The organism is Streptomyces durhamensis (assembly GCF_000725475.1).
GTDB lineage: Bacteria > Actinomycetota > Actinomycetes > Streptomycetales > Streptomycetaceae > Streptomyces > Streptomyces filipinensis.
The window spans coordinates 351,504-364,914 of record NZ_JNXR01000002.1 but is presented as its reverse complement, the minus strand read 5'-3'; the positions used below and the strand labels follow the sequence as shown (position 1 = coordinate 364,914).

Below are 13,411 nucleotides of genomic sequence, written 5' to 3'. Positions count from 1 at the left end.
GCTCTGACCTGGTGTTTTACCGCGGACGACGCAGGCCGTTCGAACCTCGACCCGGGCAGCCGATTCCCCTTACCACACATACGCCACCTGTGGCAACATTGCTTGTGTGGCACCTGGTGCTGAAGACAGGCGAGAGGAGTGCAAGATGATCGCCAAGCTGCTCGGCATGCTGTCCTTCACGCGCCACTACGGTGCGTACGGGGCCCACGAATGGGATGCGTACGCCGGCGACTGAGGCTGACCGCGATACCGGCGGGCGCCCCCGGGCGCCCGCCGGCTCCCGGCCACGCGGCCGACGACATCGGCCTGGCCACGTCGCGAGAGTCGGGGACGGTCTCATGGGCCGGATGAACGAGCCGCCGCGGTTGCCCGAAGGCGGCTTCGCGTCCTGGAGCCGCGACCGGCTGGCGATGGCGCGCCGTGGCGCTGACGAGTGCGGGGACGTCTGGCAGCTGGAGCCGGGCGTCTACGTAGCCGCTACGGCCGGGCCGTGTGAAGAAGTCCTGTGTCGTGCGCGGGACTTCCCCAAGGCGCCTTCGCCGCTCTTCCCGCCGTTGAAGCGGTCGAGCGGAGCACCGACGCCCGAGGAGCGTGTGCACGCACACGCCGCCCGCATGCGGGGACTGCGCCCCCAGGCGGTCGCGGCCCGGATCGGTGAGATTGCGCCCGGGACCGCTCGATTCGCCGGCCGGTGGCCCGTGGGCGAGGACGTCGACGTTCTGCCCCTGGTCCGGCACACCCTTGCCGAGGTCGGCGTGCGCTACCTCTTCTCCGAAGACGCTCCCACCCTGCTGCCCCACGCCTCACAGCTCTTCCTGGCCCGGGAGGTGCTCGTACGCCCCTCGCGCTGGGTGTGGCCGCGCTGGATTCCCACACCGGCACGGCGGTTCCGCACACGGCAGCAAGTCGCCTTCACCAACGCTCTGCGGCCCATCGTCCGCCGGCGCCGTTCATCGGGCCGGCTCGGTGACGACGTGCTGGGACAGATGCTCCGGCCCTCCTCCCGCCACGGCCTCCTGCCGGAAGAGGCCGTCCTCGACACTCTCCCCGGAATCACCGTCGCCACCTTCGAGACACCTTCCCGAGCGGCCGGATGGATCCTTCTCGCCCTGGCCCGGCACCCCCAGGCAGCGGACCGCGTCGCAGCCGAAGCCGCCTTGCTGCCCGCGGACCCGGCCGCGACGACCAGCACCCACCTCGACAGGCTGCACTACACCCAGGCACTGGTACGCGAGGTGCTCCGACTGCACCCCCCGAGCTGGCTGCTGACCCGGCGCACCACGCGACAGACCGAGCTCGCCGGCTACACCATCGACGCCGGGTCCACCGTTCTCGTCTGCCCCTACACCGCCCACCGCGACGCACGGGAACACTCCGAGCCGGACCAGTTCCAGCCCGAACGCTGGCTCGACGGTTCGGGCTCGCCGACGAAACCCGGGGCCTTCCTCTCCTTCGGCACCGGGCCGCACGGCTGCGAGGGAGAGGCGCTGGCCATGGCGATGCTGACGCTCCTCACCGCGCAGACCGCCCGCCGCTACCACTTGAGCGAGCCGCCCGGACCCGAGCCCAGCCACCAGGTCACCACCCTCGAAGGTCTCGCCCCCGTCGGCTTGCGCCTGCGTGCCACCTCGCGCAGCCGAGAGCGGTCCCGCTTTCCGTGACAGCCCGCCTCCGCCCGCGAACAGCGGGCATGGATCCTCATGGTTCGCTCAGGGCGTGCCGCTGGTCGAACTCGTCGGCGAGCATGCCCATCATGACGAGGTCGTGGTACCGGCCGGCGAAGAAGACGTGTTCCCGCAGGCGCCCCTCCTCGGTGAAGCCGAGCCCGCGGAAAAGCGCCAGCGACGCCTCGTTGTGGGCGAAGACCGCTGCCAGGCATTTGTGGTAGCGCCGCTCGGCGAACATGAAGCGCAGCAGCAGCACCACGGCTTCTGCCGCGTAGCCCTTGCGCCGGTGGTCAGCCCCGATCGTGACATCACACTCGAACCAGCCTGAACGAGGGCCGGTGCGATGTGAGCCGACTGTGCCGACCAGCTCTGCCGTGACCGTCGTTTCGACCGCCAACAGGAAGCGGTCGTCATCGCACTCGGCAACGGCCTGCTCCTTCGCCCACGCGCGGTAGCTCTCGGCCGACCGGGGCAGATCCAGCCGGCGCCCTCGCCGCCCGTCATCGTCGGCGAAGCGCATGAACACGGTCCAGTCGTCGGGCTCGACAGCGCGCAGGCGTACCCGATGACCGGTCCAGGACGATGCCATGCGCCATTTGATCACGCCGCCGTGCGCGCGAGACCGAGAGGCGCGCCGAGGCTCCGTCAGTCGCCCGGCTGCTCCCGCTTGCGGAGCACCACCAGTACCGCCCCGCCGATCACCACGAACCCGATGGCCACGCCGGCGATCAGGGGGGTGATCGCCGAGCCGCCCGTGGTGGCGAGGTCGGGGCCGGGTGCGGTGGTGCCGCCGCTCACCGTGGCCGGGCTGGGCTCGTTGCGGGTCCGGGTCGTCCGGGTCGTGATCGCGCCCTGGGTGCGGCAGTCGAGGACGCCGGTGAAGCGGTGGCTGAAGCCGTGCGGCCCGGTGATCGTGAAGTCGTAGGCCTGGTCCTCCTGGAGCGGGACGGTCACTGTGCGGGAGGCACCCGCGGGGACGGTGTGCTCCGCGCCCATCAGCTGGAAGGTGAAGGGCTTGTCGCCCTTGTTGGCCGCGATGACGTCCACGCCGCTGCGGGCGCAGTCCTTACGGGCCGACAGCTCCGGTATGGCACCCTCGGCCGCCCAGGTGGCGGTCGCGGTCGCCGAGACCGTGGACTCGCTGGAGCCGGCCAGGATCTGGGTCTGGCTGCGGCTGTCGGAGGCGAAGGCACGGCCCACGGGCACGGTGGTCGAGCCCTGCACGGTCAGCTGGGCCGTGCCGGCCGACGCGTCGGCGGGGATGCGGAAGTACAGCCTGCTGCCGTCCTGCGCGGACGTGATCGCCTTGCCCGTCTTGTCGATGATCCGCACCCCGCTGGTGGCCGCGTCCGCCGGCGGACTCACCGCGACCGTGCCCGCATTGGTGTGCACGGTCACCGGTCCGAGCAGGCCGCCCGGCCGGCCGGAGACCGCGGGCGGGTCCAGGGTGAGCGAGGCCTGTGGTTCACCGAGGCCACGGGCACTCTTGTGCAGGTAGTCGGCGAGCTTCTCGGCCTGCGGGTCGACGGCGTCGACCTTCGCGCCGTCGGAGTAACGCCAGATGGCGACCTGGGTGCCGGCCGCCGCGTCCTGCTCGGTCAGGGCGCCGACGCCCGCCTGGCGGGCGAGCGCGGCGAGGTCGTTGACCTGGGGGTAGGAGTGCTGCAGGATCCAGCGGATCTTGCCGGCGTCCTTGTTGGCGCCCAGCGAGGTGCCGCTCCAGGGCGTCTCCTGGTAGCGGGCGTCGCGCTGGGTGGGGTTGTGCAGGTCGACGCAGTACGTCTGCAGGGTGCCGCCGCCGTCCACGGACATCTCGAACAGGCCGGCCTCCACACGCTGGTCGCCGCCGTCCTCGTGGATCACGGCCTCGCCGAAGGTCTTCAGACCGTTGATCGTGGCCGTCGCCCCGCCCTGGGTCTGCGGTGTCTCGTCGGCCTCGGCCCTGCCGGCCCCGGACAGCACACCGGCCGCCATCAGACCGGACGCCGTCGCGGCGGCGGCCAGACGGGCCGCTCCGGTGGAACGGCGGAACCCAGAGAACGCAGCAAGCACAGAATTCCCCTTCGAGCAGGACCCGTTGGACGTGGGGGGACGGTCCCACCAGCAGAATCGGCAGCCCCTAGGGGCACGCCCGGCATCCTATGGATCAGGCGGAGCCTGTCCTGCCGGTCGGATGATCCGATGGGCGATCCGATCCGTAATCGTTATCGCCGGACCGTCCATGAGCTGGGCATATCGACAAATCCACCCGTTCGTACGGGGAGTTCGGCCACCGGGTGACCGGCGGCCGGGTGCGCGCTGACGTCATGTCACGGCTGCTGGCTCCGGCACCTGTTGGGCCGCGTCATCGTCCCGTGTACGGGCGGGCCTGGGAGGTGTCTCCCAGTTCGGCTCCGGCCGGGTCGCCGTGGCAGGCGACTCCGGTTTGGCCGCGCGCTGGAAGGCGGCCGTGCCCCGGGCGAGGTCGTGGCCGATCGCCACGGCGTCGATGTCGGCGGAGGTCCACTGCTGTTGCCCCTCGCGCGTCTCCGTGCGCACCTTCAGCCGGCCCTGAACGACGACCGGCTGGCCCACCTCCACGCTCGCGGCCACGTTGACCGCGAGCTGGCGGCCCGCCCACACCGTGAAGAAGTTGGTGTGCCCGTCCGTCCAGACGCTCTTCTCCCGGTCCCAGTAGCGCGCGGTCACCGCGAGCCGGAACCGGGCCGACGGACCCGTCGACTGCTCCCGGTACACCGGCTGGGTCGCCACGTTGCCCACCACGCAGACGATCGTCTCGTTCATGTCCTCGCTCCCCTCCGCCGCCCAGGCCCGTCACGGCCGGGCGGACACGCGTACGGGCCCGTCCCGTACGGCTGCGTCTGCCGCGCCGGCACGTACGACCGCCGTACGTGCCCGCGCGTCCCGCCGATCGCCGCCAGCGTCCGCCGTCCCTCCGGCCGGACCTGCCGTGCGATCGCCGCGACCCCAGACTGCATCCGCCGGGCCGGGCCCGCCGAGCGCTGTGGACGACCGCCCACCTGTGGAGAACCCCGCCACCCGCACGAGTGAAGCCGCTCCCTGGCCACCGCCGTCACCCCGGCGACCGCGGCCGCTCAGCCCACCCGGACCCCCGGCCCGGTCCGTGCGACCCGCCCGTACTGCTCCCGCACCTCCCGGTAGCGCAGCAGCTCCGCCGCGACCGGGTCGAGCACCCGGGCCCGGCCGCAGCCGGCGGCGGCCTCCCGCAGGCGCCGTTCCGCCTCCTGGCCGTAGCGCCGGGCCGGTCCTCTGGCCGCCATGCGGCAGCCCCACTCCACCAGCGGCCCGCCGATGATCCCGCACACCATCAGCAGCACCGGGACGCCGAGGTTGGGCGCCATGACGCCGGCGATCTGGCCCGCCAGCCACAGGCCGCCCACGATCTGCAGCAGGGTCATGGCCGCCTGGACCAGCACCGCCGCCGGCCACCAGCCCGGCCGCGGCGGCCGTCCCGGTGGCAGTCCGGCGCGTGCCGCCAGCTCGTCCAGCGCCTCGGACAGCCCCTGCGAGCCGCGTACGGCCGCCTCGCGCACCGCCTGCGCCCACGGCCCGGGCAGTCCGGCCGAGGCGCGGTCGGACACCGTACGGACCGCCTGCTCGACGCGCTGGCGTGCCGTGGCCTCCTCGTCGGCCTGCGCGCGCACCGCGTGCCGGCCCGTCGTGGAGTCGCCGCGGCCCTGGTACCAGCGCCACAGCCGCAGCCAGGGCGTGCCGCAGGCGCGGTTGGCGTTGCGCAGCCAGGCGCGCTCGGCGGCGTCGCCCGCCGCGGTGGCGCCCACCGCGTCTGCGAGCCGTGCCGCGAACTCCTCGCGTGCCTCCTCGCTGAGGCCGACCCGCCGTTCGGCGGCGTAGACGGGCCGCAGTTCGACCGCGGCGGCGTCCACGTCGGCCGCGACCCGGCGGGCGGCCGCGCCGCGCTCGGCCACGAACTGGCCGAGCGCCTCGCGCAGTTCGCCGACGCCCTCGCCGGTGAGCGCGGACAGCGCGAGCACGGTCGCGCCCGGTTCGCCGTGCTCGCCGAGGGCGACGCCGTCCTCGTCCAGCAGCCGCCGCAGGTCGTCCAGCACCTGGTCGGCGGCCTCCCCGGGCAGCCGGTCGACCTGGTTGAGGACGACGAACATGATCTCGGCGTGGCCGGCCAGGGGCCGCAGGTAGCGCTCGTGCAGGACGGCGTCGGCGTACTTCTCGGGGTCGACCACCCAGATCACGGCGTCGACCAGCTTCAGGATCCGGTCGACCTGCTCGCGGTGCTGCAGGGCGGCGGAGTCGTGGTCGGGCAGGTCGACCAGGACCAGCCCGCGCAGCTCGGCCTCGGTCTCCGGGTTGTGCACGGGGCGGCGGCGCAGCCGGCCCGGGATGCCGAGCCGGTCGATCAGGCCGGCCGCGCCGTCGCTCCAGCTGCAGGCGATGGGGGCGGCGGTGGTCGGACGCCGTACCCCGGTCTCCGAGATGGCCACGCCGGCCAGGGCGTTGAACAGCTGCGACTTGCCGCTGCCCGTGGCGCCCGCGATGGCGATGACGGTGTGCCGGCCGGAGAGCTTGCGGCGGGCGGCCGCCTCGTCCAGGACCCGGCCGGCCTCGGCGAGGGTGCGCTTGTCCAGCCGGGCGCGGGAGAGGCCGACGAGTTCGCGCAGGGCGTCCAGGCGGGAGCGCAGCGGGCCGTCGTACGCCAGCGGGACGGGCGGGTTGCCGCCCAGAGCACGGGTGGCGCTCTCGCGTTCGGCGGCGAGCGCGGCGGCTGCGGCGTCCGTGACGCGCCGGGCGATCAGGCCGTCGTCCCAGGTCTCCGCGGAGTCGGCGTCGGGGCCGAGGCCGGGGCCGGGGTCCGGGTGGGCGCCAGGGTCTGCGTGGGTGCCGGGACCGGGGTCGGCGGCGGGACCGGGGTCGGGGCGGCGCCGGGGAGCCGCCTCGTCGCTGGGGCCGGACTGCCGGGGGGTGCGGTGCGGCGGGCGCAGGCGCTGACCACCGGCCGCGTCGGCGCCCTTGCCGGAGACGGGCCTGCCCCGATCCGGGGCCTGATCCTTGGCACCCACGTCGGCGCCCCTACCGAGAACGGACCTGCCCCGATCCGGAGCCTCGTCCTTGGCACCCGCGTCGGCACCCTTGCCGAGAACCGACCTGCCCCGATCCGAAGCCTCGTCCATGGCGCCCACGTCGGCACTCTTGCGAAGCCCGGGCCTGTCCCGGCCGGCAGTCTGATCCGTCCTGCCCGCATCGGCGCTCTTGCCGAACACGGGCCTGCTCCGGCCCGAGCCCTGTTCCTTGACGCCCGCGTCGGCACTCCTGCCGAAGACGGGCCTGCTCCGGTCCGGAGCCTGGTCCTTGACCCCCGCATCAGCAGCCTCGCCGAAAACAGGCCGGCCCCGGTCGGAACCCTGATCCTTGACGCCCGCGTCGGCACTCCCGCCGAAGGCAGGCCGGCCCCGGTCCGGGGCCTCGTCCGTGACGCCCGCGTCGGGGCCCTCACCACCCCGCGCAGGTCTGCCCGGCCCATGCCCCGGCACACGTCCGTCGACGCCCTCAGCGTCCCGCACAGACCCGCCCGGCCCGTGCCCCGGCACACGCCCGTCGACACCCTCAACGTCCCGCACAGACCCGCCCGGCCCGTGCCCCGGGGCGCGCCCGTCAGCGCCCTCGCCGGTCCGCACGGAGCCGCCCGGTCCGCGCCGCGATCCGTGCTCCGGCACGTGCCCGTCGCCGCCCCGCACGGACCCGTTCGGCCCGTGCTCCGACGCAGGCCCGTCGCCGCCCTCACCGGTCCGCACCGACTCGCCCGGCCCCTGCCCCGGGGCACGCCCGGCGCCGCCCCGCACAGACCCGCTCGGCCCCTGCCCCGACACGCGCGCGTCCCGCTCGTCGGCGGGTCTCGTCGGTACCCCGCGCGACGGTGGCTCTGAGCCCGTCTCCTCCCCCGCGGCGCGTGCGTACCAGCCCCGGCCGGGGTCCCTGTCCCTGGTCTCCGCCGCGGGCTCGCCCGCGTCGTCGCCGGCCGTGGCCCGGTTCTCGTCCGCGTCCGCCGACGGGGCGGCCGGTGCGAAGTCCCTGTCCGCGTCCCCGGTCCGGTCCCCGGGGGTGCCGTCCTGCGGCGCGGTGCCGGCGTCGCCGGGCCCGCCCGGGCTCGGGGTCGGCAGCTCCCCGCGCAGGTCGCCACGCTCCATTGGTCTCCTGACCTCGGCATTCTCAGGACCGCTGGGCTCGGTGCGGGCCGTGCGGTCGGTGTGCTCCATGTGGTCCTGATCGGTGGCGGCCGTCACCGGTCACCTCTCCTTCTGCAGTACGGACAGCGCGGCGATGAGATCGGCCTGGGGCCCGGGGTTGACGCCGAGGGCGTCCAGCGGGGCGAGGCGCCGCTCGCGTTCGGTGTGCATGACCCGGTCCACGCAGTCGGCCAGCAGGCGTGCCGCCCGGTCGCGCAGCCGCAGCGCGCCATGGGCGCCGAGCTTGTCGGCGAGCCCCTCGCCCACGTTGCGCGTCCGGCGCCCGCCCAGCAGCGAGGTGGCGACGACGGCGGCGACGACCTCGGGGTCGGGTGCGGAGGTGCGCTCCAGTACCCGCACCTCGTCCTCGGCGTACTCCTCCAGCTCGCGCCGCCAGCGCCGTACGGCGAGGCCGATACGGTGCTCGGCGCTCTCCGAGGAGTGATCACGGCCGGCGAGGCCCGGCGCGCCGGCCGCGGGCTCGTGGCGCCAGGCCTCGTGGACCCGTTCGTCGGCGGCGGTGACGGAGCACAGCAGCAACGCGCCCAGGCTTTCCACGAGAGCGTCGAGGAGCTCCCCGGGCGTGCAGTCCAGGGGGAAGGCCCGCCAGCGCTTGAGCGCGTCCCCGGCCAGTACGGCGCCGGCCTGCAGCCGGCCGCGCACGCGCGCGTGCTCGCTGTCGTAGGCGGTCTCCACGGCCCCGGTGAGCCGGAGGGAGGCCGCGTACTGGGCGGCGGCGGCGCTGGCCAGCTCGGGCATCCGCGAGGTGAGCGAGTTGAGGAGGCCGTGGACCGTACGGGCGATCACGTGCTGCCGGGCGGCGGCGTCCTGTGTGTGATGGACCAGCCAGGTCCGCAGGGGCGCGACGGCGGTGGCGGGGAGCAGACCGGCGCCCCAGGCGGACTCGGGCAGCTCGGGCACGGTGAAGCGGGGTACGTCGCCGAGCCCGGCCTTGGCTAGCAGGGCGCCGTACTGCCGGGAGACCTCGGAGACCACCTGGTGGGGCACCCGGTCCAGGACGGTGACGAGGGTGGCGTCGTACTCCTTGGCGGTGCGCAGCAGGTGCCAGGGGATGGCGTCGGCGTAGCGGGTCGCCGTCGTGACCATGATCCAGATGTCGGCGGCGCAGATCAGCTCCGCGGCGAGGACACGGTTGTCGGCGATCAGCGAGTCGATGTCGGGGGCGTCGAGGAGGGCGAGGCCGCGCGGAACGGTTTCGGTGGTCTCGATGCGCAGCACGCGCGCGGGGGGCTCACGGTCGGGGAGCAGCAGTTCGTCGACGGGATCCTGCTGGTGCGCCCACACGCGCGTGAGCTCGGGGAGGACGCGCATCCCGCTGAACCAGTGATGATCATCCGGGTGGCAGACGAGGACCGGTGTGCGGGTTGTCGGCCGCAACACGCCGGCCTCGCTCACGCGCCGCCCGACGAGGGAGTTGACGAGAGTCGACTTGCCCGCGCCGGTCGATCCACCGACGACGGCGAGCAACGGCGCCTCGGGGTCTCGCAGGCGGGGCACGAGATAGTCGTCGAGCTGCGCGAGGAGTTCGTCGCGGTTGGCACGCGCGCGTGCGGCCCCGGCCAGGGGCAGCGGAAAGCGTGTGGCGGCGACACTGTCGCGCAGAGCGGAGAGTGTGTCGAGCAGCTGAGGCCGTACGTCCAAGGTCACCACATGCGAAGAATGCCCAATTTTAGGGGAATTCTGAAGCATATAGACATGTCTGCGCGCCGAGGGGACAGAACGGACGGAAGGAACCATTGGGACACGGGCACAGTCGAGGCATAACGAGTGCACAACACCCGGTGCGTCGGAGGCCAAAAGCGATGCACGAATCGCACCTGCCTGCGATTATCAGGACCGCTTCACCGAACCTCCACATCGAGGCACGGAGGCGAAGCGACGGGGTCGAGGAACCGGGAGCCCTATCCTTGTCCCCGGGCAGCGTCAGGGATCAGCCCTTCAGGGGCACCCAGGACGCGGCCGCACCAGGCCCCCGTAGCTCAGTGGATAGAGCAGGCGCCTTCTAAGCGCTTGGCCGCAGGTTCGAGTCCTGCCGGGGGCGCCCACGCTCCGCCCTCCTTCGGGAGGGCGTTTTCGTCGTTCCGGGCGATACGACGGCCACACCGTGCGACACGGCCGCACACCGCAGGCGGAAACGAGCCGGCCCCACGCGGAAGCGAGCCGGCCGCAGACCCCGCGCGGAAGCGAGCCGGCCGCACACAGAAAGGCGCCGGACCCTTCCCCGGTGTTCGCGGGGAGGATCCGGCGCCGTCCGTCCGCCGCCGGAGCCGTACAACTCCGGCGTGCGGCGCCGCCCGTCAGAGCGCCCGGCTGTTACAGCCCATGTCCGCGCCGAGGTGGCTCTGCTGCGCGCCCGGGTTGCCTTCGCCGTTCAGCAGGTTGCCGGCCAGGCCGTTGACGGCACCGACGCTGCCGAGCACGTCGATGTTCATGTCGTGCGAGCGGCACTCGATGCCCTGGGTGACGTCGAGGTCGTGGCCCGGCTCGCCGTGTGCGGAGGCCGGGTTGACACCGAAGGTGCCGACACTGCCGAGGACGGCGCCCACGAGGACGGCCTTGTGAAACGTGCGCATTACTTCTCCGAATGGTCTGGCGGATGCGATCTGCAGCAGATCGAGAGGGGACGGCGGAGCGCGACGGAGCGGTCAGCCGAGGCGGGGAAGACCCAGCTGGCCGACGGGGGGCGCCGCGACCTGCCCGAGGCCGAGCCCGGGCACCTGCGGCGTGCCGGCCCCCGCGACCAGCGGGTTGACGAGCGGGTTCACCTGCGGGTTGACCTGAGGGTTCACCTGGGGGGCGACCCGCGGCGGGGCCTCCGTCGCACCGAAGGTCTGGGGCACGGCGACCTGCGGGGCGACCCGCGGCATCACCTCCGGCGCGGACTGCGGGCTGACCTGGGGCATGACCTGCGCCGCCGGCTGCTGCGGGGCGACCTGCGGAGCGGCGACCTGCTGCGGGGCGTACGGCGAGTTGGAGGCCTGCGCGGAGCCGTTCGACGTGGCCGCCGCGGCGGCGTAACCGGTCTGCTGCGGCGGCGCGGGCGGCGGGGGCGGAGGCGGCATCATCGGCTGGGCGTACGCCTGGGGAGGGGCGACCTGCGCCACGCCCCGCGAGTTGGCCACCGCCGAGGCCTGCGGACCGCTCGGCTGGGGGGCCGCGTACTGCGGTGGCGCGTACTGGGGAGCCGGCGGGTACTGGGGCGCAGCGTACTGAGGAGCCGGGTACTGGGGAGCCGCGTACTGCGGTGGCGCGTACTGGGGAACGGGCGCCGGAGCCGCGTACTGGGGTGCGGGGTACTCGGGAGCCGGCGCTGGAACGGCACCGCCGTACCCGACGGGAGTGTCGGCATGGCTGACGCCGGCGCCGATGGCGGACAAGCCGCCGGCCGCTGCTACGACGAGCGCGGCCTTGTGAATCTTGCGCATGGAACCCTCGGCCCTTCAATACCTGAACAGGGAAATCCGTTGTATTCAGCGGTCTCGCGTGCGCTCAGCCCGATGTTCATATGGTCACACCGCACCGTTACAGGAATAACTCCCGGGCTGCGCGCGGGCTTACGCAGGAGCCGGCAGCGAACCCCCTTTTACTCTCCCGTGATTCATGATCGCTGCCCTCTCCCAGCTGGCAACGACTTTTCCCCCGCCCCGGTCACGGGACCCGGAACTCCGTCACCCATTTGCCATTGACGGGCGGGTGCGTCGCGTCAGGATCGCAGGGGCACCGGGGACGCGGCACCGAGGCGCGCACGGCCCTGGGGCAAATGGGTGACCAGGGCCCGACACCCGTATCCGGACCCGCACTTACTTCGTTCCCCCGGGGACAGAGCGATGGTCCATCGCAGCCGCCCAGGCAGCAGGAAAAGCAGCAGCCGCACCGAGTCATTCAGTATTTCGATACGTTCCGTGCACAGGTCAATGAAGGGCCGAGGGTTCCATGCGCAAGCTTCAGCAAGTCGCGCTCGTCGTCGCAGCAGCCGGAGGTCTGTCCGCCGTCGGCGCCGGCCCCAGCTCCGCCGCGGCACCCGCCTACAACGGCTACAACGGCGCCGCCCCGCCCCCCGTTTCACAGCTGGACGCCCAGGCCGCCTCGGCCACCTCCGCCCAGGCCAGCACGCAGAGCTACGGGGCCCCGCAGCAGGCCCCGCAGCACGGCGCCGAGGTCACCCCGCAGGTCAACCCGACGCTGAGCCCGTCGATCAGCCCGCAGATCAGCCCGCAGGCCACCCCAGGGGAGGGCTCCTCCGCCCTGCAGAGCAACCTCTTCCGCCCGTCCCAGGAGTGCAGCCCGCAGTCCCTGCTGAACGCGGCCGTCCCGGTCGCCGTGCTCGCCGCCTCCGAGACCCGCGGCATCGACTGCGGCCAGGTCAACACGCAGTCGAACGCCCTCGCCAACGCGACCGCGCACTAGGACCGTTCCGGCCTCGGGCCGGCTCCGCCCACCGGAACAAGCGGCCCTGACACCGGAAACGGCCGGACACCGACGCCCAGCACGGGCCCTTCGGAGATCTCCCGAAGGGCCCGTTCGCATGCACTGCGGCTTTCGGGTGCTTTTGCCGAGAGATCATCAAACCGGCGCGTCGTTGACCGTTTTGGGATATTTCTTATTAACCTCCCGTAACTGTAAGAAGTCGATCTGTCACAGATCGCAACCCACTTCACTCCACCGGAGATGACATGCACAAGCTTCGCAAGGCTGCCGTCCTGGTCGCCGCAGTCGGCAGCATCGCGCTCATGAGCGGCACCGCCCACGCCGGCCAAGGCGGCTGGGGAGGCGGCAAGGGCGGCGAGCACGGCGACAAGTTCAGCGTCCTGCAGAGCTCCAACTGCAAGTCGCACGACCTGAACCTTGACGTCCTCGGCGAGGTCGGCATCCTCAACGGCCTCCTGGGCAACGGGCTCAACGGCGAGGGCGACCCGGGTGCCCAGTCGACCCACATCGGCTCGACCATGGGCTGCAACAACAGCGCTTTCTGAGCGCACCGTCGCACAGGCGACTAAAAGCGGGAAATAATACCGGCCCCGAGCCTCAGGCTCGGGGCCGGTCCCTTTTCGGGGACGTATGGGCATTCAGAGTGACAGCAATTCAGAATTCGGCGCGTCGTCGATTGTCCTTGGTTATTTCCTATTAGCCTCCATAACCGTACGAAGTCGATCTGTCACGGATCGCATCCACTTCATCACCCACCGGAGATGACATGCACAAGCTCCGCAAGGCAGCCGTCCTGGTCGCCGCCCTCGGGAGCATCGGACTCCTGAGCGCCGGCGCCGCTCACGCCGGCCAAGGCGGCTGGGGAGGCGGCAAGGGCGGCGACAGCGACCGCTTCAGCGTTCTGCAGAGCACCACCTGCAGGTCGCACGACGGCAACGCCGACGTTCTCGGCGAGGTCGGCATCGCCAACGGCCTGGGCGGCAACCTGCTGAACGGCGAGGGCAACGCGGGGGCGCAGGAGTCGTCCCTCGGCTCGAGCATGGGCTGCAACAACGGCGTCGGAAAGTAAGTCGGAAT

At 72.7% G+C, this 13,411-nt stretch carries 11 protein-coding genes and 1 tRNA gene; 5 read left to right on the top strand and 7 right to left on the bottom strand.

The annotated features are described in order from the left end of the window. Positions 1-347: 347 nt before the first annotated feature. Positions 348-1,661: a cytochrome P450 gene (locus IO33_RS0103395; protein ID WP_245235668.1), complete on the top strand. Its 1,314-nt coding sequence runs from the start codon at positions 348-350 to the stop codon at positions 1,659-1,661. Between the two features lie 37 nt (positions 1,662-1,698). Here IO33_RS0103395 and IO33_RS0103390 read toward each other — a convergent pair whose 3' ends face one another. From IO33_RS0103390 to IO33_RS0103370, 5 genes are all read right to left on the bottom strand, one after another. Beyond that, a complete protein-coding gene (locus IO33_RS0103390) occupies positions 1,699-2,256 on the bottom strand; it encodes a GNAT family N-acetyltransferase (protein WP_031159963.1) in 558 nt (185 codons plus the stop codon). A gap of 56 nt (positions 2,257-2,312) precedes the next feature. Then, the gene (locus IO33_RS0103385; protein ID WP_390982557.1) at positions 2,313-3,719 is read right to left on the bottom strand and encodes a Cys-Gln thioester bond-forming surface protein; all 1,407 of its coding nucleotides are present in this window, start codon (positions 3,717-3,719) and stop codon (positions 2,313-2,315) included. Between the two features lie 252 nt (positions 3,720-3,971). Beyond that, complete coding sequence (locus IO33_RS0103380) at positions 3,972-4,451, bottom strand: single-stranded DNA-binding protein (RefSeq protein ID WP_031159958.1); 480 nt, start codon at positions 4,449-4,451, stop codon at positions 3,972-3,974. Between the two features lie 311 nt (positions 4,452-4,762). After that, positions 4,763-6,721, bottom strand: a complete 1,959-nt coding sequence (locus IO33_RS0103375) for a GTPase (RefSeq protein WP_425347950.1) — start codon at positions 6,719-6,721, stop codon at positions 4,763-4,765. A gap of 1,224 nt (positions 6,722-7,945) precedes the next feature. After that, a complete protein-coding gene (locus tag IO33_RS0103370) occupies positions 7,946-9,556 on the bottom strand; it encodes a dynamin family protein (RefSeq protein WP_031159953.1) in 1,611 nt (536 codons plus the stop codon). Between the two features lie 318 nt (positions 9,557-9,874). On the opposite strand from IO33_RS0103370, the gene IO33_RS0103365 reads away from it, so the two are divergent. After that, positions 9,875-9,947: transfer RNA gene (locus IO33_RS0103365), tRNA-Arg, on the top strand. Positions 9,948-10,203: 256 nt separating this feature from the next. Here IO33_RS0103365 and IO33_RS0103360 read toward each other — a convergent pair. Both IO33_RS0103360 and IO33_RS0103355 read right to left on the bottom strand, forming a co-directional pair. Continuing rightward, positions 10,204-10,479 carry a hypothetical protein gene (locus IO33_RS0103360; RefSeq protein WP_031159950.1) on the bottom strand — a complete coding sequence of 92 codons (276 nt, stop codon included), beginning with the start codon at positions 10,477-10,479 and terminating at the stop codon, positions 10,204-10,206. A 72-nt stretch (positions 10,480-10,551) separates the two neighbouring features. Continuing rightward, on the bottom strand, positions 10,552-11,331 hold the full coding sequence (locus tag IO33_RS0103355; protein ID WP_031159947.1) for a hypothetical protein: 780 nt from the start codon (positions 11,329-11,331) through the stop codon (positions 10,552-10,554). 508 nt (positions 11,332-11,839) lie between these two features. Here IO33_RS0103355 and IO33_RS0103350 point away from each other — a divergent pair. The 3 genes from IO33_RS0103350 (at position 11,840) to IO33_RS0103340 (ending at position 13,403) form a co-directional block, all read left to right on the top strand. Further along, a complete protein-coding gene (locus IO33_RS0103350) occupies positions 11,840-12,313 on the top strand; it encodes a hypothetical protein (protein WP_031159945.1) in 474 nt (157 codons plus the stop codon). 266 nt (positions 12,314-12,579) lie between these two features. Continuing rightward, positions 12,580-12,879 carry a hypothetical protein gene (locus IO33_RS0103345; RefSeq protein WP_031159942.1) on the top strand — a complete coding sequence of 100 codons (300 nt, stop codon included), beginning with the start codon at positions 12,580-12,582 and terminating at the stop codon, positions 12,877-12,879. Between the two features lie 221 nt (positions 12,880-13,100). Further along, positions 13,101-13,403: a hypothetical protein gene (locus tag IO33_RS0103340; RefSeq protein WP_031159939.1), complete on the top strand. Its 303-nt coding sequence runs from the start codon at positions 13,101-13,103 to the stop codon at positions 13,401-13,403. Positions 13,404-13,411: the final 8 nt, after the last annotated feature.

Coding starts and splice junctions, on each gene's coding strand:
- IO33_RS0103395 (WP_245235668.1), top strand. CDS start 348: ATGAACGAGCCGCCGCGGTTGCCCGAAGGCGGCTTCGCGTCCTGGAGC.
- IO33_RS0103390 (WP_031159963.1), bottom strand. CDS start 2,256: ATGGCATCGTCCTGGACCGGTCATCGGGTACGCCTGCGCGCTGTCGAG.
- IO33_RS0103380 (WP_031159958.1), bottom strand. CDS start 4,451: ATGAACGAGACGATCGTCTGCGTGGTGGGCAACGTGGCGACCCAGCCG.
- IO33_RS0103360 (WP_031159950.1), bottom strand. CDS start 10,479: ATGCGCACGTTTCACAAGGCCGTCCTCGTGGGCGCCGTCCTCGGCAGT.
- IO33_RS0103355 (WP_031159947.1), bottom strand. CDS start 11,331: ATGCGCAAGATTCACAAGGCCGCGCTCGTCGTAGCAGCGGCCGGCGGC.
- IO33_RS0103350 (WP_031159945.1), top strand. CDS start 11,840: ATGCGCAAGCTTCAGCAAGTCGCGCTCGTCGTCGCAGCAGCCGGAGGT.
- IO33_RS0103345 (WP_031159942.1), top strand. CDS start 12,580: ATGCACAAGCTTCGCAAGGCTGCCGTCCTGGTCGCCGCAGTCGGCAGC.
- IO33_RS0103340 (WP_031159939.1), top strand. CDS start 13,101: ATGCACAAGCTCCGCAAGGCAGCCGTCCTGGTCGCCGCCCTCGGGAGC.